Source organism: Neisseria chenwenguii (assembly GCF_002216145.1).
Lineage (GTDB): Bacteria > Pseudomonadota > Gammaproteobacteria > Burkholderiales > Neisseriaceae > Neisseria > Neisseria chenwenguii.
In genome coordinates this window covers 2,236,276-2,257,647 of the sequence record NZ_CP022278.1, presented here as the reverse complement: position 1 = coordinate 2,257,647, position 21,372 = coordinate 2,236,276, and the positions used below count along the sequence as shown (strand labels likewise).

Below are 21,372 nucleotides of genomic sequence, written 5' to 3'. Positions count from 1 at the left end.
CTTATTCTTCGGTCAGAAGACGGTGCACTTCTTCGGCCGTGGCAGCCGACATCAGCGCCTCGCGTACGGATTTTTGGGAGAAGCGCCCTGCCAGTTTTGACAAAACTTCCAAATGTTCGCCCGTCGCATTTTCGGGCACCAGCAGGATAAAAATCAGCGACACGGGCTTGCCGTCGGGCGCATCAAACGCCACCGGCTCGGCGGTGCGCACAAACACGCCGACCGCTTTTTTCACGCAGGCATGGCGGCCGTGCGGAATCGCAACGCCCTGCCCCAAACCGGTCGTCCCCAGCTTTTCGCGGGCAAACAGACAGTCGAACACATCCGCGCGCGGCAATCCGGCTTCATTTTCCAACAGCAAACCCGCTTGTTCAAACAAACGTTTTTTGCTACTGACTTCCAAGTCCAAAACGATATGGGACAAAGGCAGAATCTCGCCAATCAGGCTCATAAAAGGCTCTTTTTCAGAGGTATGGAACGGTATGATTGTACCTACTGTCGGTTTAAATCTCAATCCTAAACGGGGGTTTTACGTCAGGCGCTTCGGTGTTTTACTTTAGAAATCCGGAAGTGCCGGCCGTGAAGCAGATGGTCTGATCAAAAACAAAAGCCGTTGATTTAAAAATAAATAATGAAATCTTGACGCAAAACTTCCATGCCGTCTGATACTGCTTTCATACGGCATTCCTCAAGCGCGGGAAGTTACGCCTGTAAAAGGCCGTCTGAAAACCCGACAGCATTTTCAGACGGCCTGAGCAGTTTGGTTTCTACAGTTCAGACTCCCCACCAAGACGACCACAGATAATGCCCGGCCAGCCCAGCAAACCAAGCCAAACCGATGCGGTTGTTTTCCAAAAAAGTGCGGAAGCAGACGTCGCGGTTGCGGGTTTGGATGGCTCTGTATTGCTCGAACTGCCATTTCACCGTCAGCGGCAATGCAAGCCAATACGGCCAGCTCGCATGAATCTGCCAGCCTAAAACCACCATCAGCGCGCCAAACCAAAAGTGGCAGAGCGCGACCATTTTGATGTCGTGCTCGCCGAAGGTGACGGCGGAGGTTTTGATGCCGATTTTCAGGTCGTCTTCTTTATCGGCCATCGCGTAAATCGTGTCGTAAGCCAGTGTCCACAAAACATTGGCGACAAAAATCAGCCATGCAGTTGACGGAACGCCGCCGGTTACGGCGGCAAACGCCATCGGAATACCGAAGGAAAACGCCAGCCCGAGATAAAACTGCGGAATCGGGAAAAAGCGTTTGGTAAACGGATAAGTCATCGCCAAAAACAGCGCAGGCAGGCTCATCAGGCGGGCGGCGGTGTTGAGCGGAACGAGGCACAAAGCCGCCGCCATACACAAAATCACGGTCAGCAGCAGCGCTTCGGTTTTTGTCACCAAGCCTTTGGCAAACGGGCGGTTTTTCGTGCGCGCCACCGCGCCGTCGTATTTTCGGTCGGCAAAATCGTTGATGACGCAGCCGGCGCTGCGCATCAGAAACACGCCCGCGCAAAACGCAATCACAATATCGGTGTCCGGCTGCCCCTGCGATGCCACCCAAACCGCCCACAAAGTCGGCCACAGAAGCAGCAGCGTGCCGATAGGCTTGTCGGCGCGCATCAGCTTGGTGTAGATGACCAGCCGGCCGACGGTGTAGCGCGACAGGTATTTAAGGAGAAAACGTCTGATGTTCATGTAAGAATATTTTTATCATTTAAAAGCATGGGCTCTGCAAGCGGAAATTATAATCCAATTCCTGTCCGAAGGCCGTCCGAAAAATAAACGGTTTTTTTTCAGACGGCTCCAAACACCCTAGCTAAGTGATTTTGGGAAAAACCGCCCTGCTCATTTACGCATTTAAAATAAAATCCGCCAATTTAACAATTTTTAATCCTTGACACACAATAAACCCAAAATTTAAAACAACCAATTGATTCTAAAAAAATATTCGTTTGACCATATTTTAAAATTCCCCGCCGCGCCGCAAGCCTGCCCGCACCCGTGTTTCACACTGACAACAAAGTAGGCTACAATCCCAGCCATTACCGACTTCAAACCCTACAACAATAAAGGCATCATCATGTTAAAAGGCAGTCTGGTTGCGCTGATTACTCCGATGAATCAAGACAGCAGCGTCAATTATGAACAACTGCGCCAACTGATTGATTGGCATATCGAAAACGGTACGGACGGCATCGTCGCCGTCGGCACCACCGGCGAGAGCGCCACTTTGTCGGTTGACGAACATCTCAAAGTCATCGAAGAAACCGTCAAATACGTCAACAAACGTGTGCCCGTCATTGCGGGTACGGGGGCAAACAATACCGCCGAAGCCATCGAGCTTTCCAAAGCCGCCGAAGCAGTCGGCGCAGATTACACGCTGTCGGTCGTTCCTTATTACAACAAACCTTCGCAAGAAGGCATCTACCGCCATTTCAAAGCCATTGCCGAAGCAGTGGCGATTCCGATGGTCGTCTACAACGTTCCCGGCCGCACCGTTGTCAGCATGAGCAACGAAACCATCCTGCGCCTAGCAGAAATCCCCACTATCATCGGCGTAAAAGAGGCCAGCGGCAACATCGGCAGCAACATCGAGCTGATTAACCGCGCCCCCGAAGGCTTTACCGTATTGTCTGGCGACGATCCGACCGGATTGGCCTTTATGCTGTGCGGCGGACGGGGTGTGATTACCGTTGCCGCAAACGTCGCACCGAAACTTTTCGCCGATATGTGCCGCGCTGCCTTAGCGGGCGAAATTGCGACCGCCCGTCAGTTAAACGACCAACTCATCCCGATTTACAATACCATGTTCTGCGAACCCAGCCCCGCCGCACCGAAATGGGGCGCCGCCGCGCTGGGCAAATGCGCCCCGTATGTGCGCCTGCCGCTGGTCGAGCTGACCGAAGCCGGACAAGCCAAAGTACGCAGCGCGCTGGAAGCCGCCAAACTGATTTAACACCCACAGGAAGAAGATATGACCCGTATCAAACCGATCGCACTGACAGTCGCATTCATCAGCCTGACCGCCTGCTCGAGCGGCAAAAACGAGCAACCCAAACTCGACTACCAAAGCCAAAACCGCAAAGTCGTCAATCTGGAAGTCCCCCCGGATCTGACCAACCCCGATCAAGGTAATCTCTACCAACTGCCTGCCGGCAGCGGCTCGGTTCGCGCAACCGACTACAACAAACGCCGCACCCAAGCCGTTCAACAGAAAGCCAGCCAAAGCGTATTGCAGGGCGTGAAAGGCGTCCGCCTCGAGCGTGACGGCAGCCAGCGCTGGCTGGTCGTTGACGGCAAACAGCCCGCCGAAGTCTGGGCGCTGCTCAAAGCCTTCTGGCAGGAAAACGGCTTCGACATCAAATCCGAAGATCCCGCCATCGGCCAAATGGAAACCGAATGGGCGGAAAACCGCGCCAAAATCCCGCAAGACACCCTGCGCCGCCTGTTTGAAAAAGTCGGTCTGGGCGGCGTTTATTCCACCAGCGAACGCGATAAATTCATCATCCGCGTAGAACAAGGCAAAAACGGCACCACCGACGTCTTCTTCGCCCACAAAGGCATGCAGGAAGTGTATGCCGACAAGAAAAAAGACACCACCATGTGGCAGCCGCGCCCCAACGACCCCAACCTCGAAGCTGCGTTCCTTACCCGCTTCATGCAGTATCTGGGCGTAGATGCCAAACAGGCTGAAAACGCCCTCGGCCAAAGCGTCGCACCGCAAGCCTCACGCGGCGATTTGGCGCAAATCCAAAACGGCAGCCTGATTCTGAGCGGCGACTACAACCGCAACTGGCGCCGCACCGCACTCGCGCTCGACCGCATCGGCCTGACTGTATTGGGTCAAAACGCCGAACGCCACGCGTTTTTAGTACAACCCGCGCCGATGGAAGGCGAAGCCGTCAGCAACAAAAAACCCGGCTTGTTCAGCCGCCTGTTTAAAGGCAAAAAAGCCAAACAGCAAACCGCAGCCAAACAGCCCGAAATGATCGTGTACGTCGAGCCCGTCAACGGCGGCGCCCGCCTGCGTTTGCTCAACCGCGACGGCAGCGGCTACAACGGCAGCGATGCCGGCACCATCCTGAGCCGTCTGCACGCCGAGTTGCGCTGATTAAAATCCGTTTGAAAAACAAAGGCCGTCTGAAGTTTAAGACGGCCTTTTCTTCCATTTACTTCAAAAGTTAAAGCTGCACCTTCGAAGCAAATGAAAAGGCCTATGCCTTCATTACCGTTCGGCGCGGTATTGTGCGTCAGCTTTTTCAAACTTTTCCAAAACTTGCGTATTTGGTGCTTTATCAGCCAGCGACACCAGCCAAACAGTCAGCCAGCAGGCGATGAAACCCGGAACGATTTCGTACAGCGTTTCCATACCGGCTGCTTTCAAGGCGGGATTGACTTCGTTTGCCCACAATACGCACACAACTGCACCGGCAACCATGCCAAACAACGCGCCGTTGGCGGTCATGCGTTTCCAGAATACCGACAGAATCACCACCGGCCCAAACGCCGCGCCGAAGCCCGCCCAAGCGTAAGACACCAGCCCCAGCACTTTGCTTTCGGGATTGGCGGCAATCAGAATCGCAATGACGGAGACACACAAAACCATCACGCGGCCAACCCACACCAATTCTTTCTGCGCGGCATTCGGGCGCAGAAAGCCTTTGTAGAAGTCTTCGGTAATCGCGCTGGAACACACCAAAAGCTGACACGACAATGTGGACATCACCGCCGCCAGAATCGCGCTCAAAATCACGCCTGCAATCCACGGGTTGAACAGCAGCGTTGCCAAAGCAATAAAAATGCGCTCGTTGTTGCCTGCCAGCGCATGAATCTGCTCGGGGTGGCCGCCGAAATAGGCGATGCCGAAATAGCCGACTGCCACCGCGCCGGCCAGACAAACAATCATCCACGTCATGCCGATGCGGCGGGCACTGCTCAGAGATTTCACGTTTTCCGCCGCCATAAAGCGCGCCAGAATATGCGGCTGACCGAAATAGCCCAAGCCCCACGCGGCGGTGGAAATAATGCCCAACAGCGTCGTACCGGCAAACAGGCTGCCGTATTCCTTGCTGTTGGCCTGCGCCGCTGCGGCAATGGCGGCGTTCATCTCGTCCGCACCTCCCAGCGAAAGATAAACCATTACCGGCGTTAAAATCAGCGCAAAAATCATCAAAGTCGCCTGCACTGTATCCGTCCAGCTTACCGCCAGAAAGCCGCCGATAAAGGTATAGGCAATCGTTGCGCCTGCGCCCAGCCAAATTGCCGTTTCATAGCTCATGCCCTCAAACAGGCTTTGAAACAGCCGCGCGCCTGCGACCACGCCCGAAGCGCAGTAAATCGTGAAGAAAAACAGGATAATCACGGCAGAAATCACCTTCATCGCTTTTCCCTGTGCACCGAAGCGGTGGTAGAAATAATCCGGCAACGTCAGCGCATTGTTGGCGTATTCGGTGTGCACGCGCAAGCGGCCGGACACCAGCAGCCAGTTGAGCCACGCGCCGACGATCAAACCGATGGCAATCCAAGCTTCGCTCAAACCGCTCAAATACACCGCACCCGGCAAACCCATCAGCAGCCAGCCCGACATATCCGATGCGCCTGCCGACATCGCAGTGACAAACGGGCCGAGGCTGCGACCGCCGAGGATATAGTCGTCAAAATTGCGCGTAGAATAATAAGCGGCCATGCCGATCAGCAGCACCGCAATCAGGTAGAGGCTGAAAGTGATATACATCGGATTCATTGATTTTCCTTATTATCAATAACTTATCCGCACAAACAGAAAACAGGCGGGAAGCCTGTTTTGAAAAACATTCATTTTTGAACGGCATCAAATTGTAAACAATCGTCAGGCAGCATAACGCAAACTCACCTTTTTTGCAAAGCAGGCAAAAGGCCGTCTGAAAATCCGGTTTTTTCGATACAACCAAATTTTCAGACAGCCTTACCGGCTTTAAACCCGCTGCCGTTTCTCACAGCTTATCTGCGCCTCAAACCAGCTCTCTCCGCCCGGCAGGGCGATTTTGGAAACCAGTTTATCCAAATCTTTCAACAGGCCGTCTGAATTCGGGCTATTGATGATGGCGACGACCAGCAGGGGTTTGCTGCCGAGTTTGTAGCCTGCCAGCGCGCGCACGTTTTTCAGCGTGCCTGTTTTCAGACGCAGGTTGGCGCCGGCTTGTTTGAAGCGGGTTTTCAGCGTGCCATCCATACCTGCTCGCGGCAGGGTTTGAATGAACTCTTGGGAAAACGGACTGAAGTAGGCTTTTTCCAAAAGCTGCGCCATCATTTTGGCACTCAGGCGCGATTGGCGGGAGAGGCCGGCGCCGTTTTCCATCACCAATCCGCCGGCATCAACGCCGGCGGTGCCCAGCTCTAGCCGGACGGCGCGGCGGGCTTGAGAGAGCGCGGTTTCGGCGTTGCGGTCGCGGCCTAATTTGAGGAACACGGAACGGGCGATGAGATTGTTTGAATAGATGTTCATGTCGGCCAGAATATCGGCCAGCGGTTTGGATTGGTGCGCGGCCAGCGTTTTCGCGCCGTTTGGTGCAGCGGCGGTTTTGAGGCCGTCTGAAATTTCGCCGCCGGCCTGCCGCCATTGGTTGACAAAACTTTTGCCAGCAAATTCGCGGATGCCAAGCATATTGACAAGCATTTCTTTGCTCAAGCAGCTTTCGGGCATTTTTCCGGAAACGCGCAATACGCCGCCGGTGTAGCTCGCGCGGATATAGCGGTCGGGCGATTTGCACGCGGTGCTGCCGTCGACCAGCACGATTTTGTTTTCCAATGGAATTTCGGGCAGCGGCGGGTTAGTGGCGATTTCGATGTCGCCCAGCGCATTGCGCTCGGGTTTGAGCGCGACGGTTTTGTAGGCGAGCATATTCGGGTCGGGCGGAGTCATGAATGTGCGCCCTGCGTCGGAGGCGAATTCGGCAGAGTTTTTCACATCGCCCCACAAGCTGCGGTCGAGCGCGATTTGGCCTCTGATTTTGCGGATGCCTTTGTCGCGCAACTGCTGCTGCATGGCGGTTAAGCCGTCTTGGTCGAGCACGGGATCGCCGCTGCCGACCCAGTAAATGTCGCCGTTTAACACGCCGTTTGCGATATTGCCGCTGCTTTTGAGTTCGGTCGTCCAGCGGTAGTCTTTGCCTAAAGCGCGGAAAGCGGCAAAGGCGGTAATGAGCTTCATGGTGGAAGCGGGGTTCATCAGGGCATCGGCGCGGTGGTCGGCGATGACCTTGCCGCTGTCGAGTTCTTGAACGTAAACCGAGATTTCGTCCGGACGGATGCGCCCGAAATCCAAATCCGCCGCAGATGCGGCACCGGCGGCGATAAACAGGAATGAGCAGAGTGTTTTTCCGATGTTCATTTTTTATACGTCAATACGTTAACAGGTAAACAGACTGTAATTATAAAACAAAGGCCGTCTGAAAATCCGTTTCCCGTTTTCAGACGGCCTTTCGGTGTGGTTTTTTCAGACGGCCTTACTTCGCGTTTTCCTTATCGCTGCTCAAACGCTTCAAGCCACCGCCTAAGGCTTTGTAGAGGTCGGCCATGTTTTCCAAGCGGGTGAGCTGGATGGCGAGCACTTGGGTGTCGGCGGCGTAGCTGCTGCGTTCGGCGTCGAGCAAGTCAAGCGCGCTGGAGACGCCGTGTTTGTAGCGCAGGCCGATGAGGCGGCGGGCTTCACTGTATGCGCGGCTTTGTTTGTTTAGAGCGGCATAGCTTTTATCGAGCTGCTCGCGGGCGACCAACGCGTTGGAAACGTCTTGAAACGCGGATTGCACGGCGGCTTCGTAAGCGACAATCTGCGATTCTTTACGCAGTTTGGCAACGTCGAGATTGGCTTTGTTGGTACCCCAGTTGAAAATCGGCAGGGTAATGGTGGGGCCGAACGACCAAGTGCGGTTGGGGCCGGTAAAGAGGTTGCCCAATTCGGTCGAACCGCTGCCCAGCGAGCCGGTCAGGCTGATGGTGGGGAAGAACGCTGCGCGTGCCGCGCCGATGTTGGCGTTGGCCTGTTTGAGCGCAAATTCCGCCGCGCGCACGTCAGGGCGGTTGAGCAGCACTTCGGAGCTCAGGCCGGCGGGCAGTTTGGCGATTTTGAACTGTTTGCTCAGAGGCAGACCCTGCGGCAGGTTGTCGGGAATCGGCTGGTTAATCAGCTTGGCAAGGGCGTTGCGCGCCTGTTCGCGGTTTTTCACAGCATTTTCGTAATCGGCTTTGGCTGATTCAATCAGGGCTTCCTGTTGGCGCAAATCGACGGCGGAAATCACCCCGGCTTTGTGGCGGAGCTGGGAGAGTTTGTAGGTGGATTCGCGGGTTTTCAACACGCGTTGCGCCAATGCCATGGATTCTTCGGCGTAACGTTCGTTGAAATAGGCTTTGGCAACGGTGGCAACCAGCGTCAGATGCGCGGCGTCGCGGGTTGAGGCGCTGTTGAAATAGCCTTGCAGCGCGGCCTGGCTATTGCTGCGCACCCGGCCGAACAGATCAAGCTCGTAGGCGGCCACGCCCAGACCAACGGTGTAGGCTTCGGAAACGCTCGAACGGCCGGTTGCACTCAAATCTGCGGCGCTGCGCTGGCGGGTGGCATTGGCTGTGCCGTTGATGCTCGGCAGCAAATCGTTGCGGGCAATCATGTATTGTTTGCGGTAGATTTCGGCGTTCAACACGGCGGTGCGCAGGTCGGTATTGCGCTTGAGCGCGATGTCGATGAGGCTGTGCAGACGCGGGTCGGCGAAATAGTCCTGCCAACCCAATGAGGCCGCCTGAATACCGTTTTGCGCGGTGTCGTATTTGAAGGTTTCGGCTACGGCGACTTTGGGGTCTTCGTATTTCGGAATCATGGTGCAGGCCGATAAAACGGCCACGGCCAAAATGCCCAAGACGGGTTTGAAGTTTACATTGCTCATGTTTTATCCTTGAGGCCGTCTGAAAACTTGCGCTTTTCAGACGGCATTTCATTGCTTAGTGCTTGGTTTTATCCGAATCGTGTGCGGCAAGCGCTTCATGGGCGGCATGCTCCTGCTGTGCGATTTCCAGCTCGTGTTGCGACGGCTTGAAGAACTTACGCACCACAACATAGAACACCGGCACCAAGAATACCGCCAAAATCGTGCCAATCAGCATACCCCATACCACCGGCGTACCGATAGCACGTTGGCTGGCTGAGCTCGCACCAGAAGAGAAGTACAACGGTACCACACCCAAGATAAAGGCGAACGAAGTCATCAAAATCGGACGGAAACGCAAATGCGCCGCTTCAATCGCCGACTCCAACGCACTCTTGCCCTGTGCTTGCAGGTCTTTAGCAAACTCAATAATCAAAATCGCATTTTTCGCGCTCAAACCCATTACGGTAACGAAACCGACTTGGAAGAAAATGTCGTTGAGATAAGTTGCCGAGCCACCAAAGAAGTTACGTCCGGTTACGCCCAGAGCCGCACCGACCAAACCCAACGGAATCACCAGAATCACGGCAAACGGAATCGACCAGCTTTCATACAGTGCGGCCAGTACCAAGAAGATGGCGGCAGCCGACAAAGCATACAGGATGACAGTTTGCGAACCGGCTTTTGCCTCTTCGCGGGTTTGACCGCCCCACTCCAAGCTGTAACCGCCTTCCATTTCGCTGACCATCTGCTGTACGGCAGCCATCGCGTCACCGGAAGAATAGCCCGCAGCCGGGGAACCGGTCAGTTCCATTGCCGGATAGCCGTTGAAACGCACGCTTTGCTCCATACCGTTTTCCCATGAAGCAGTTGCAATGGTGGATAACGGTACTTCCACACCTGAGCTGTTCGGCACGGTCAGGTTCAGAATATCGGCGGGCTGCATACGGGCGGCAGCATCAGCCTGAACCATCACGCGTTGCAGACGGCCTTTATTCGGAAAGTCGTTGACATAAGACGAACCCAAAGCGTTGGACAATACGGTTTGGATGCTGGCAAAACTGATGCCTTGTGCGGCAGCGGCCTGACGGTTTAATTCGATTTTCAGCTGCGGCGCATCTTCCAAACCGGAAGAACGCACGGTACTGGCATCAAATACCGGACTTTGGCGCATTTTTTGCAGCAGTTCGTTACGCTTGGCCAGCAATGCGGCATGACCGGAATTGTTGCGGTCTTGCAGATAAATGGTCAGCCCTGAGCCGGTGCCCAATTCCATAATAGCCGGCGGTACGATGGCGATACCGAAACCGTCTTTTACCGTACCCATCATCGCACCTGTCAGCTTACCGGCAACGGAAGTCGCATCACTACCTGCGCCGCGTTCAGCCCAGTCTTTCAGGATGATGAAGCCCAAGGCCATATTCTGACCCGAACCGGAGAAGCTGAAGCCGGAGACGGCAATCACATCTTTTACTTCAGGCATGGACTTAGCCAAGCCGTTGATGTGCGCCAAAGTCGCATCGGTACGCTCTTTGGTCGCACCGGCAGGCAGTTGTACACTCAACATTAAGTTGCCTTGGTCTTCGGTCGGAAGGAACGAAGTCGGCAGGCGCATAAACAGAAATACGCCGACAGCCGTCAGAGCCGCATAAACCACCATCATGCGTCCGGCTTTTTTCAATACTTTGCCTACCCAGCCGCCGTAGCCTTTGGTCCACTGGTCAAACTTGCGGTTGAACCAGCCGAAGAAACCTTTTTTCTCTTCGTGATGCCCTTTCGGAATCGGCTTGAGCAGGGTCGCACACAAAGCCGGCGTGAGCGTCAGCGCCAAGAAGGCGGAAAAACCGATGGCGGAAGCCATGGTCAGCGAAAACTGGCGGTAAATATTGCCGGTTGCGCCGCTGAACATCGCCAACGGAACAAACACTGCCATCAATACGGCGGTAATACCGACCACCGCACCGGTAATCTGACCCATGGCCTTTTTGGTAGCCTCTTTCGGCGGCAACCCTTCTTCGGCCATAATCCGTTCGACGTTTTCCACCACCACAATCGCATCGTCGACAACAATACCGATCACCAATACCATTGCAAACATGGTCAATACATTAATCGACATCCCCATGTAAGAGATGAAGGCAAAACCGCCTAAAATGGAAATCGGTACGACAATGGTCGGAATCAGGGTATAGCGGACATTTTGCAGGAAGATGTACATCACGATGAACACCAGCACAATTGCTTCCAGCAGAGTATGCACCACCTTCTCAATCGACAACTCCACAAACAGCGAAGTATCGTAAGGGGCGGACCATTTCATGCCGGTCGGGAAAAACTGCTGCAAAGATTCCATTTTGGCTTTAACCGCCGCCGCCGCCGCCATTGCGTTACCGCTGTTGGAGAGCATAACCGCCATACCGGTAGTCGGGACGCCGTTTAAGCGTACTGAAGTAGAATAGTCTTGCGAACCCAGCTCGATTCTGGCCACATCTTTCAGATACACGTTGGCACCTTCGGTAGTCGAGCGGACGATGATGTTTTCAAACTCGGCCGCAGTACTCAACTGCCCCTGCGCAGTAATGGTCGCATTAATCGTCTGCCCGGAACTTGCGGGCAGAGAACCCAGCGAACCGGCGGAAATCTGGATATTTTGCGCACTCAATGCATTGGAAACATCGGAGAACGACAGATTGTAGTTTTGCAGTTTCTTCGGATCGACCCAAACGCGCATCGCGCGTTGCGCACCGAACAAGCGCACCTGACCGACGCCCTCAATACGCTGTAATTCGGGTACGACGTTGCGCTGGGCGTAGTCGTTCATCTCCTCGACCGTTTGGGTTTGCGAAGAGAGCATCACCACCATCAGGAAGTTGGAACGCGCTTTGGATACGGTTACACCGTATTGCTGCACGGTAGCCGGCAGGGTTGACAATACTTCCGACAATTTGTTCTGTACGTCTACCTGTGCCAAATCTTCATTGGTTTCAGGCGTAAAGGTAATGCTGACCGTACCCGAACCACTGGAATCTGCGGAAGTGGTCATATAGTCCAAACCTTCCACACCGTACATATTGCGTTCGATAACCGCCAACACACTGTCTTCCATCACTTGGGCCGACGCGCCCGGATAAGTGGCGGTCAGGGTAATGGTCGGTGCAGCAACCGACGGATACTGCGAAATCGGCAGCCTTTGAATACCGAAGATACCCGCCGCGATAATAAAAATCGCAATTACCCATGCAAAAATGGGGCGGTTAATAAAAAACTGTGACATTTAACGTATCCTTCTTATTGCTTTTCAGCAGAAGCGGCGGCAGCAGGGGCGGAAGCCGCTTGATCGCCGACTTTAGTAGCAGATGATTGTTGCGCAACTTCAGCCGGCGGCGTCCATTCTTTCGGCGTCACTTTTTTCGCACCGGTCATACCGGCAATCATGGTGCCGTCTACAATCACTTTGTCGCCCTCTTTCAGGCCGCCGGTAATAATCCAGTCGGAACCTTTCTGCTGGGCAACCGTCACCACGCGCGGTTCCATACCGCCCTGCGCGTTCACAATCAAAACCGTATCCTGCTTGCCGCGCGTCACCGCCTGCTGCGGCACCACAAACGCATTGGCAATATCGGCCTGATTAATCACCACACGCACATACAGACCCGGCAGCAAAACATTATCATCATTCGGAATCGTCGCACGCAGCGAAACCTGACCGGTCGATTCGTTCACATTCGGGTCGGCGAACAACAAACGGCCTTTTTGTCCGTACATTTTACCGTTCTCAAGCTTAATATCGACTTCCACGCCGCCGTTGACCGCTTTCAGTTTGCCGTCGGCAATGTTCTGACGCAGTTTCATCACATCGGTCGCCGACTGGGTTACATTGACATACATCGGATTGGTTTGGCGGATGGTCGCCAAAACTGTCGTATCCCCCGCGTTGACCAGCGTACCCTCGGATACGTTGGACTGACCGATAAAACCCGAAATCGGTGCGGTAATACGGCTGCGGCGCAGGCTGATATCGGCGGATTTAATCGCCGCCTGAGCCGCTTTTACACCCGCTTCGGCAGAACGTTTGGAAGTTACGGCCGCATCATATTCCTGCTTACTGATGGCATCGGCTTCAACCAACGGCTTGTAGCGCGAAATATCAGCGTTTGCTTTCGCCAGCGTGGCCTGCGCGGTCGCCAACTGGGCGCGAGCGCTTTCCAAGCTTGCCTGATAGGTCGAACTGTCGATTTGGTAAAGCGGCTGACCCGCTTTCACATAACTGCCTTCCTGAAACAGGCGCTTCTCGATGATACCGCCCACCTGCGCGCGAACCTGCGCAGTGCGGTACGATTCCAAACGGCCGGGTAGCTCGGTCGTCAGCGAAACGGTTTCCGGACGCACCGTCACCACGCCGACCACAGGCGCCGGCGCCTGCTGCTGCGCACCCGCGCCGCCTTTACCTCCCTGCGCCGCGTCGCCGCCTTTGCCGCAGGCCGAAAGCGCTAAGGCCACGGCAGCCGCAACGACAGCCGTGCGCAGGATTTTAGAAGCACTCGAAACTTGAAGTGTCATGACTTTTCCTATTCTTAAAATAAACCGACTTTATAAACATATATTTCAACAACCACAAATTCAGAGAACAACAGCTGGCCTGCCGCAACCGTTGCCGTCGGGCGCAGCAAGCATTTTGTGTTCAGAACCGAGCTGAATTTCAGACGGATTATACATACAACCTTGCATGGTTTGAAGCAGTTTTTTATAATCGGCCTATATTTTCATCCTTTACAAATACGGCACCGCCATGCGAAAAACCAAAATCGAAGCCCTCAAAACCAAAGAGCATCTCATGCTGGCCGCTTTGGAAACCTTTTACAGCAAAGGCATTTCCCGCTCTTCGCTCAACGAAATCGCCCAAAACGCAGGCGTAACGCGAGGCGCGCTTTATTGGCATTTCAAAAACAAAGAAGACCTCCTTGATGCAATTTTCCAGCGCATTTGTGACGACATCGAAAACTGCCTGCAAGGCGATTTGGAAAGAAATACCGACAGCTGGGAAAGTTTCTGCCAATCCATGCTGCGTTTCTTCGAGCGGTTGGAAAACAACCCCATCCATTATAAGTTTTACAACATCTTGTTTTTAAAGTGCGAGCACACCGAGCAAAACGAAGCCATCGTCGCACTGGTACAAAAATACCAGCAGCTCTGGCAACAGAAACTCAACACCATGCTCGCCGACAGCATCCGCCAGCAGTCTCTCCCCACCGACCTCGATACCGAACTGGCCGCACTCTTCATCAAAACCGGCATGGACGGCCTCATCCGCCAATACCTCTCGCCTGCCCAACCCTTCGAACTCAGCCGTGCCGCTCCGCGCATCGTCGGCATCATGCTCGACAACCTGCAAAACCATGTGCTGTTGCGTAAGGCCGTCTGAAACGGAATATCCAATTCAAACACCGTACCTTTGCAAAAATCAAAAAAGCCGTCTGAAAAATTTCAGACGGCTTTTTTGATATGCCTGTTGCGATACAGCCGATGTTTTGTACACGCAGACCCAAACCGTATTTTCAGACGGCCTAACCCGCCACCATGCCGCTGCCGCCCTGCAATTTTCCCTCCAGCGCGCGTTTGAACGCTGCGGCCAGCAGTTCGCAGGCCAGAGCCTTCCCAATGACAAAAGCATTGCATTCACCGGAAAGCAGCGCGTTCAGCCGTTTGATTGTCCATTGCGGATACGGGCGCGATTGCAGCTCGAGCGTGTCGCCGCTGTGGATTTCTCCGCCCTCAACTACCCGTGCATACCAGCCCGTCAGGCCGTGCTGGAACACAGTTTTCTGCATTTCGCTCCAGCCGCTGTTTTTGGAAAGACGGCTGCACGGGCGACGGGGCTGGGAAATTTCGACCAGGCAACTGCCGATACGGTAACGGTCACCAACGCAGATATGGCTTTCGTCCCATTCGGAAACGACGAAATTTTCGCCGTACACCGCCGTTTCGCGGTAATCCACCGCCTGCCCCGACAGCGCATTTAAGGCGGCAATGGATTGTTCCGCCATAAAAAACAGCGCCTTATCCACTCCGCCGTGATGTGCTTTCAGACTGACTTCGTTGCCGATGATGCCTGTTTCATCAATTTCAACACGCACCACGGGCGTTTTGCGGATGGCGGTTTCCAGTGTTTGGCCGTCTGAAAACGTCAGCTGCTGCGCGCGCCCGCTTTTGATGGTGAGGATTTGTGCCATTTTTTCTCCTTGAATGCTTGAGGCCGTCTGAAAGTTGGTGGGAGGGTGTCGGTACGGTTTTAGCCGCCCCCAACGGCTTAAACCGCACAAGCCTGCGTAAGCCGTATCGTACGAATCACACGAAATTGCTGATCCGTTTTTTTTCAGACGGCATCATTTGCAGGCGTCTTCAACGGCGTGGCGTACGGTTACGCCGCTTTGGGCGGCTAACCGTACCTACCGTCCTTAGAATATTTGAGGTCTTCTGAAACGGTTAATTTTTTCACGGGCATCATTCCCGCGCAGTCGGGAATTTACACTTGGTTTTCTGAAACTTATTTCAAAACAAGATATTGCCTGTTTTTAACTGAGGATTCCCGCCTGCGCGGGAGTGACGTCCGTGAAAGTTCCGGTGCGGAGCGCAGTAGCAAATGCAGGGGCTTCCGCCCGCCAGACTCAAAGGCCGTCTGAAAATCCGTTTTCAAAAACGTTTTCAGACGGCCTCTTTTTCAACTGTTCAACAGCCAATACTGCAAACCCGCCAGCGTTTTGGCGTCGCGGATTTCATCGTTGGCCAGCGCGGATTTAACGGCTTCACGGCTCATTAAAACGGTTTCGGTGATTTCGTCTTCGTCGTTACTCAGGGTACTGCCCAAGCGCACGCCTTGGGCTTGGTAGAGGTACATTTTTTCGTCGCAGAAACCGACGGCGGTGTAAAAGGTATGCAGCAGTTTGACGCTGTCGGCAGTGTACGGCGTTTCTTCCGCCAGCTCGCGCAGGGCACAGACCGCGGGATCTTCGCCGGCGTCGAGCTTGCCTGCGGGCAGTTCCAAAACGGCTTGGTCGGCGGCATAACGCCATTGGCGCACCAGCACGACTTCGTCGTTTTCGGTTACGGCCAACACGCAGGCCGCGCCGGGATGGCGGATGACGACGCGCGTGCTTTCATTGCCGTTGGGCAGACGGATTTTGTCGCGGCTGATGTTGATAAACGTGCCTTGATACATGGGCTCGCTGCTGAGTTTGGTTTCTTTGAGGTGGTCGTAAGTCATGGTGGTTCTTTCTGTGATGAGGCCGTCTGAAAGGGTTTTCGGACGGATTTTTCAGACGGCAGGGTTTTATAGACCGGGTGGGAATGTGGGAATGACTTTTTCAGACGGCCTGAACCTTCCCCCCAGCCCCCGCCCTGCGGGAGAGGGGACAGATTTTCGGGGAAACGAGCGTTTGCCGTCTGAAAACCGAAAAGTGGTGTACGGCGTAGGCTGGGTTCTACCGCAACCAATCTTTCAGACGGCCTATCCCCCTCAAACTACCCTACTCCGCTCGCCGCTCAATCTCCACACCAACTTCTTTGACGTCGGGCAGAATCCCGGGTTTGACGACCCTGACCCTGACCCAAAGTGCGCCGAAGTCCTGCAACACCAGCGTGGCAACGTGTTCGGCCAGCGCTTCGAGCAGCAGGAAATCCTGTTCGCGCAAGCTGCGGCGCAAGGTTTCGCAGACGTCGCCGTAGTGGACGGTATTGCCGATGCGGTCGTCAACTGCGGCTTTTTCGGCGACGCCGATGTCTAGATCAAGTATCAGGGTTTGCGGATGCTCGCGTTCCCAGCCGTAAAGACCGATGAGAGTCTCGGCCTTCATGCCGCGTAAAAAGATTTTATCCATTTGCACACCCTGTTTTTTTGATAAAATAGCCGCCTCATTTTAAGTCAAAGCATTCAGAATGTTCAACATACTCGCCGTTACCACGGCTTATCTCATCGGCTCGCTTTCGTTTGCCGTCATCGTGTCGAAATGCTTCGGCATGGACGACCCGCGTACTTACGGTTCGGGCAATCCGGGTGCGACCAATGTTTTGCGCAGCGGGAAAAAAGCCGCGGCGGCGCTGACGCTTTTGGGCGATGCGCTCAAGGGTGTGCTGGCGGTTTGGCTGGTACGCCATTTTCAGGACATGTTTGTTTTGGAAGACAGCACCATCGCGCTTTCTGCCGTGGCAGCACTGGTCGGGCATATGTGGCCGGTATTTTTCGGCTTTAAGGGCGGCAAAGGCGTGGCGACGGCGCTGGGCGTTTTGCTGGCTTTGTCATGGCCGACCGCGTTGGTTTGCGCGCTGGTCTGGCTGGTGATGGCATTCGGCTTCAAAGTTTCTTCGCTGGCGGCGCTGACGGCAACCCTTGTCAGCCCGCTTGCAGCTTGGTTTTTCATGCCCTACGGTTCTTGGGCCGCAGCGATGGCGGTGATTGCGGCATTGGTGCTCTACCGCCATAAAAGCAATATCCGGAACCTGATTCAGGGCAAAGAAAGCAAAATCGGCGACAAAGCCGGAAAAGACGGCCCACCTGAAAATTAATTACAAAAGCCCGTTTTAAGCTGGGCTTTTTCACGCCCTTACGGAAACCCGCTTGATTAGGCCGTCCGAAAAATTTATCGTTAACCCGTTATCCGTTTCCAAAGCAAAATATGCTCAAACGCTACGCCAAACCCCTCGCCGCCGCAGCTGCGCTGCTGCTCTCGGCCTGTTCGCTGGTGCGCTACCAGCCGCTCGAACCCATCACCAAAGTCGATTTAGACAAAGGCTACCGTCTCGAAAACCAACAACGCATCTGGGATAATAAAGACACTCTCGTCATCCTGATGTTTTCCGGCGGCGGCACACGCGCGGCGGCGCTGGGTTACGGCGTTTTGGAACAGCTCAACCAGCATAAAGTCCGCATCGGCGGGAAAGACCGCTCGCTCCTGGAAAACGTCGATTTGGTCGTCGGCGTGTCCGGCGGCTCGGTTTTGGCGGCCTATTATTCGCTGCACGGCGCACAGACCATTCCCTCGTTTTACCGGCGTTTTCTGCGCCAAAACTTCCAACGCCTTGTTACCAAACAAGTTTTCTCCGCCGCCAATCTCCCCCGCCTGGCTTCGCCCGAATACGGGCGCGGCGATTTGCTGCAAGAACAGTTTGAAACCCATCTCTTCGGAAAAGCTACCTTCGATGATTTGGAAAAACGCCGAAAAGGGCCGTTTGCCATTATTTCCGCCACCGACATGGGCTTGGGCGAGCGTATCAACTTTACCCAAGAATATTTCGACCCGATGTGCATCAACTTGGGCCGTCTGCGCATCGCCCGCGCCGTGGCCGCCTCCAGCGCCGTGCCGCTGGTATTCGCGCCGGTAACGGTCAACAACAACGGCGGCCACTGCGGCTACACCCTGCCCGCGCGTTACCGTTCCTCCTCCGCCGAAGGCTTGAACCGCTACCAAAACCGAACCCGCCGCGAGCTTTTGGACAACATCCGTCACTATGAAAACAGCCGCGGACGTCCCTACATCCACCTTCTCGACGGAGGCCTTACCGATAACCTCGGTCTGCGCAGCCTTCTGGACGTCGCCGATTTCTCCTCCGCCGGCATGAAGGAAGAAATAAGCCGCAATATCCGCCGCATTGTCGTCATCAATGTCAACGCGCAAAACCAAATCACCAATACCATCGACCAATCCGCCGCCATTCCCAGTCTTAGGGGCGTTGTCAGCGCGATTGTCGACATCCCCATCGACAAATATTCGCAAGATTCGCTGCGCCGCTTCCGCGCCCTTGCCGACCAATGGAACGCCAAGCAGCAAAGTCTGCCCGAAGAAAAACGAATCGCTCTCTCCTTCATCAGCCTCAACCTGCGCGATCTGCCTGAATCCGAGCTGCGCCGTAAAGTTCTAAACACACCCACCAGTTTCTACCTCCCGCCCAACGATGTGGACAACCTGCGCACCGCCGCCGCCGAGCTGATGAAACACTCGCAGGAATACCAAAAACTACTGCAAGAGCTCTCCGCCCGCCCCAACGCCGAAGCCCTGTTTGCCGAAGCGGAAGACATCCCCGGCGAAACCGCAAAATCCCGCAAGAGCAAGCGCAGCGGCAAAACGCAGCCCGTTCAGACGGCACCGCAGGCGGATTTGAATCCGGCAAACTACCGGCCGGCTTGGGAAGCGCGGCAATAACCGCTAAGGCCGTCTGAAAACGTTCAGACGGCCTCAAACACCCGTTTCCCCCGCCCCATCCGAATCTGATAAAATACCCGCCTTATCAAACACTTTCAGACGGCCTCACCCGCAAAAAAGGCCGTCTGAAAACCGCAGAGAAACCAAAAAATGACCACACCGCAATCCCCCCTCGTTACCCCCATCGACCGCCCCGTACTCGTACCGCCGAACGGCCACAACAAAGTCCTGCTCCACTCCTGCTGCGCCCCCTGCTCGGGCGAAGTCATGGAAGCCATGCTCGCCAGCGGCATCGACTACACCATCTACTTCTACAACCCCAACATCCACCCGCTCAAAGAATACATGCTGCGCAAAGAAGAAAACGTGCGCTTCGCCGAAAAATTCGGCATCCCCTTCATCGACAAAGACGACGACTACGAAAACGACCGAAAAGAATGGTTTGAAAAAGCCCGCGGCATGGAACACGAACCCGAACGCGGCATCCGCTGCACCATGTGTTTCGACATGCGATTTGAAAAAGCCGCCCAATACGCCCACGAAAACGGCTTCCCCGTTCTTACCAGCTGCCTCGGTATCTCGCGCTGGAAAGACATGAAACAGATTAACGACTGCGGCCACCGCGCCGTCGCCCCCTACGACGATGTCGTCTATTGGGACTTCAACTGGCGCAAAGGCGGCGGCAGCGCCCGCATGATCGAAATCAGCAAACGCGAAAACTTCTACCAGCAGGAATACTGCGGCTGCGCCTACTCCCTGCGCGATTCCAACGCCCACCGCAAATCACAAGGCCGCCGCCCGATTAAAATCGGCGTTTTGTACTACGGCGACGAATCCACGCAGTACGAAAAATAAACACACAACAGGCCGTCTGAAAAACCTGTCCCGATAAAGGCAACAGGATCTTCAGACGGCCTGAGGCTTTGGGAAAAGCGGCGTGAACCGATAAACAGTAGATTTCCAACACCAAATTTTGATATTCCTACAATCTGTCCCCTCTCCTGCCGTAGCGGGAGAAGGTTAGGGAGGGAGAGGTGCTTCGTAGAAGCACGCTCCATGTGGTTTTCAGAAAAATTTGCCGTTTCTAGAAGAAAACTGCCCACCCCAGCCCCGCCACGGTGCGATAGGGAGCAGATTGCAGCAACCCGACCGTTGCAGTTTTTGAATCCAAGCCAAGTTGAAAATGCTGAAATTATCAGCGTTTCAAACTTTCAGACGGCCTCAAAGATTCATTCCAAACAGTAGTTCGTCCCACAAGGAACCCCATGAAAAAATGCCTCATCCTCACCGGCGCCGGCATCAGCGCCGACAGCGGTCTGCAAACCTTCCGCGACGCAGGCGGGCTTTGGGAGGGTTACAAAGTCAGCGAAGTCTGCACCCCCGAAGCGCTCGCCCACAATCCCCGCCAAGTCATCGGGTTTTACAACCAACGCCGCCGCCAAGCCAATGCCGCCGTGCCCAACGCCGCACATAAAGCATTGGTCGGTCTGGAAAAATACTACCGCGTCCAAATCATCACCCAAAACGTCGACGACCTGCACGAACGCGCCGGCAGCAGCAAAGTCTTACACCTTCACGGCGAATTGAACAAACTGCGCAGCACCGACGACGAAACCGAAATCATCCCGTTCACCGGCGATCAAACCGACGCCATCCGCAGCAAAACCGGCGCCCCCATGCGCCCGCACATCGTCTTTTTCGGCGAAGAAGTCCCTGCCTTTCCCGAAGCTGCCGAAGCCATGCGCGACGCCGACACCGTCGTCGTCATCGGCACGTCCATGCAGGTTTATCCCGCCGCTTCCCTTATCCACTACGCCCCGCCCCACGCCAGCCGCTATCTGGTCGATCCCAACCCGCAGGGCGTTGGCGCCGATGTCGAAGTCATCCCCAAGCGCGCCGCCGAAGGCGTGCCGAAACTGGTGGAATACCTGATTTCTCAGGCAGAAAAATAAAGAAGGCCGTCTGAAGTTTCAGACGGCCTTATATCTTGCGCTTTCGCTTATAATTAACCCCTTCTTTTTCAAACCGTTTCCATCATGCCCCAACGCCGCATCTCGCCCGATTACGCCATTGTCCGCAGCGGCAGCGTCCGCCAGATCCACAAACTGCTGTTTACCAAAATGTCTTTCCCGCTACCCATGCTCTTTCGCGTGTGCGAAGGCGGAAAAACGCTGCGCCGGGCGGGCGGAGAGCTGCACATTCCGGCCGGAGGATTCGCAGCCGTTGCCGGCGGGCAGACATTTGACGTGTTGAACAAACCCGATGAAGGCAGCGGAATCTTCCGCAGCGAA

At 54.9% G+C, this 21,372-nt stretch carries 18 protein-coding genes; 8 read left to right on the top strand and 10 right to left on the bottom strand.

What is annotated here, in order from left to right:
* Window position 1 precedes the first annotated feature (1 nt).
* A complete protein-coding gene (gene ptsN / locus BG910_RS10935) occupies window positions 2–451 on the bottom strand; it encodes a PTS IIA-like nitrogen regulatory protein PtsN (RefSeq protein WP_089036865.1) in 450 nt (149 codons plus the stop codon).
* Between the two features lie 204 nt (window positions 452–655).
* Here ptsN and BG910_RS12435 point away from each other — a divergent pair, with 204 nt between their 5' ends.
* The gene (locus BG910_RS12435) at window positions 656–805 is read left to right on the top strand and encodes a hypothetical protein (protein ID WP_157694079.1); all 150 of its coding nucleotides are present in this window, start codon (window positions 656–658) and stop codon (window positions 803–805) included.
* Here the strand turns inward: BG910_RS12435 and ubiA are convergent.
* Complete coding sequence (gene ubiA / locus BG910_RS10930) at window positions 775–1,689, bottom strand: 4-hydroxybenzoate octaprenyltransferase (protein ID WP_089036864.1); 915 nt, start codon at window positions 1,687–1,689, stop codon at window positions 775–777. The two genes, BG910_RS12435 and ubiA, sit on opposite strands and share 31 nt — an antisense overlap.
* Before the next feature lie 385 nt (window positions 1,690–2,074).
* On the opposite strand from ubiA, the gene dapA reads away from it, so the two are divergent.
* The gene (gene dapA / locus BG910_RS10925) at window positions 2,075–2,950 is read left to right on the top strand and encodes a 4-hydroxy-tetrahydrodipicolinate synthase (RefSeq protein ID WP_089036863.1); all 876 of its coding nucleotides are present in this window, start codon (window positions 2,075–2,077) and stop codon (window positions 2,948–2,950) included.
* An 18-nt stretch (window positions 2,951–2,968) separates the two neighbouring features.
* Window positions 2,969–4,105 (top strand): outer membrane protein assembly factor BamC, encoded by a 1,137-nt coding sequence (gene bamC, locus BG910_RS10920; RefSeq protein ID WP_089036862.1) that lies wholly within the window; start codon window positions 2,969–2,971, stop codon window positions 4,103–4,105.
* Between the two features lie 114 nt (window positions 4,106–4,219).
* Here the strand turns inward: bamC and putP are convergent, their stop codons facing one another.
* The 5 genes from putP to BG910_RS10895 all read right to left on the bottom strand — a co-directional run bounded on the left by putP (window position 4,220) and on the right by BG910_RS10895 (window position 13,448).
* Window positions 4,220–5,737: a sodium/proline symporter PutP gene (gene putP / locus BG910_RS10915; protein WP_089036861.1), complete on the bottom strand. Its 1,518-nt coding sequence runs from the start codon at window positions 5,735–5,737 to the stop codon at window positions 4,220–4,222.
* Between the two features lie 210 nt (window positions 5,738–5,947).
* Entirely contained in the window at window positions 5,948–7,363 is a 1,416-nt protein-coding gene (gene dacB / locus BG910_RS10910; protein ID WP_089036860.1) for a D-alanyl-D-alanine carboxypeptidase/D-alanyl-D-alanine endopeptidase, read from the bottom strand.
* Between the two features lie 115 nt (window positions 7,364–7,478).
* Window positions 7,479–8,909, bottom strand: coding sequence for an efflux transporter outer membrane subunit (locus tag BG910_RS10905; RefSeq protein ID WP_089036859.1), 1,431 nt, complete (start codon window positions 8,907–8,909; stop codon window positions 7,479–7,481).
* A 55-nt stretch (window positions 8,910–8,964) separates the two neighbouring features.
* The gene (locus BG910_RS10900; RefSeq protein ID WP_089036858.1) at window positions 8,965–12,162 is read right to left on the bottom strand and encodes an efflux RND transporter permease subunit; all 3,198 of its coding nucleotides are present in this window, start codon (window positions 12,160–12,162) and stop codon (window positions 8,965–8,967) included.
* Window positions 12,163–12,176: 14 nt separating this feature from the next.
* Complete coding sequence (locus BG910_RS10895) at window positions 12,177–13,448, bottom strand: efflux RND transporter periplasmic adaptor subunit (RefSeq protein ID WP_089036857.1); 1,272 nt, start codon at window positions 13,446–13,448, stop codon at window positions 12,177–12,179.
* Between the two features lie 229 nt (window positions 13,449–13,677).
* Between BG910_RS10895 and mtrR the strand changes: the two genes are divergently transcribed.
* Window positions 13,678–14,310, top strand: a complete 633-nt coding sequence (gene mtrR, locus BG910_RS10890) for a multidrug efflux system transcriptional repressor MtrR (protein ID WP_089036856.1) — start codon at window positions 13,678–13,680, stop codon at window positions 14,308–14,310.
* 142 nt (window positions 14,311–14,452) lie between these two features.
* Here the strand turns inward: mtrR and BG910_RS10885 are convergent, their stop codons facing one another.
* From BG910_RS10885 to BG910_RS10875, 3 genes are all read right to left on the bottom strand, one after another.
* Complete coding sequence (locus BG910_RS10885; RefSeq protein WP_089036855.1) at window positions 14,453–15,118, bottom strand: MOSC domain-containing protein; 666 nt, start codon at window positions 15,116–15,118, stop codon at window positions 14,453–14,455.
* 488 nt (window positions 15,119–15,606) lie between these two features.
* Window positions 15,607–16,149 (bottom strand): NUDIX hydrolase, encoded by a 543-nt coding sequence (locus tag BG910_RS10880; protein ID WP_089036854.1) that lies wholly within the window; start codon window positions 16,147–16,149, stop codon window positions 15,607–15,609.
* Between the two features lie 262 nt (window positions 16,150–16,411).
* Window positions 16,412–16,762 carry a dihydroneopterin aldolase gene (locus tag BG910_RS10875; protein WP_089036853.1) on the bottom strand — a complete coding sequence of 117 codons (351 nt, stop codon included), beginning with the start codon at window positions 16,760–16,762 and terminating at the stop codon, window positions 16,412–16,414.
* Window positions 16,763–16,820: 58 nt separating this feature from the next.
* On the opposite strand from BG910_RS10875, the gene plsY reads away from it, so the two are divergent.
* From plsY to BG910_RS10855, 4 genes are all read left to right on the top strand, one after another.
* On the top strand, window positions 16,821–17,447 hold the full coding sequence (gene plsY, locus BG910_RS10870; protein ID WP_089036852.1) for a glycerol-3-phosphate 1-O-acyltransferase PlsY: 627 nt from the start codon (window positions 16,821–16,823) through the stop codon (window positions 17,445–17,447).
* 110 nt (window positions 17,448–17,557) lie between these two features.
* Entirely contained in the window at window positions 17,558–19,081 is a 1,524-nt protein-coding gene (locus BG910_RS10865) for a patatin-like phospholipase family protein (RefSeq protein ID WP_089036851.1), read from the top strand.
* Window positions 19,082–19,231: 150 nt separating this feature from the next.
* Window positions 19,232–19,936 carry an epoxyqueuosine reductase QueH gene (locus tag BG910_RS10860; RefSeq protein ID WP_089036850.1) on the top strand — a complete coding sequence of 235 codons (705 nt, stop codon included), beginning with the start codon at window positions 19,232–19,234 and terminating at the stop codon, window positions 19,934–19,936.
* A gap of 410 nt (window positions 19,937–20,346) precedes the next feature.
* The gene (locus BG910_RS10855) at window positions 20,347–21,033 is read left to right on the top strand and encodes an SIR2 family NAD-dependent protein deacylase (RefSeq protein WP_089036849.1); all 687 of its coding nucleotides are present in this window, start codon (window positions 20,347–20,349) and stop codon (window positions 21,031–21,033) included.
* Window positions 21,034–21,372: the final 339 nt, after the last annotated feature.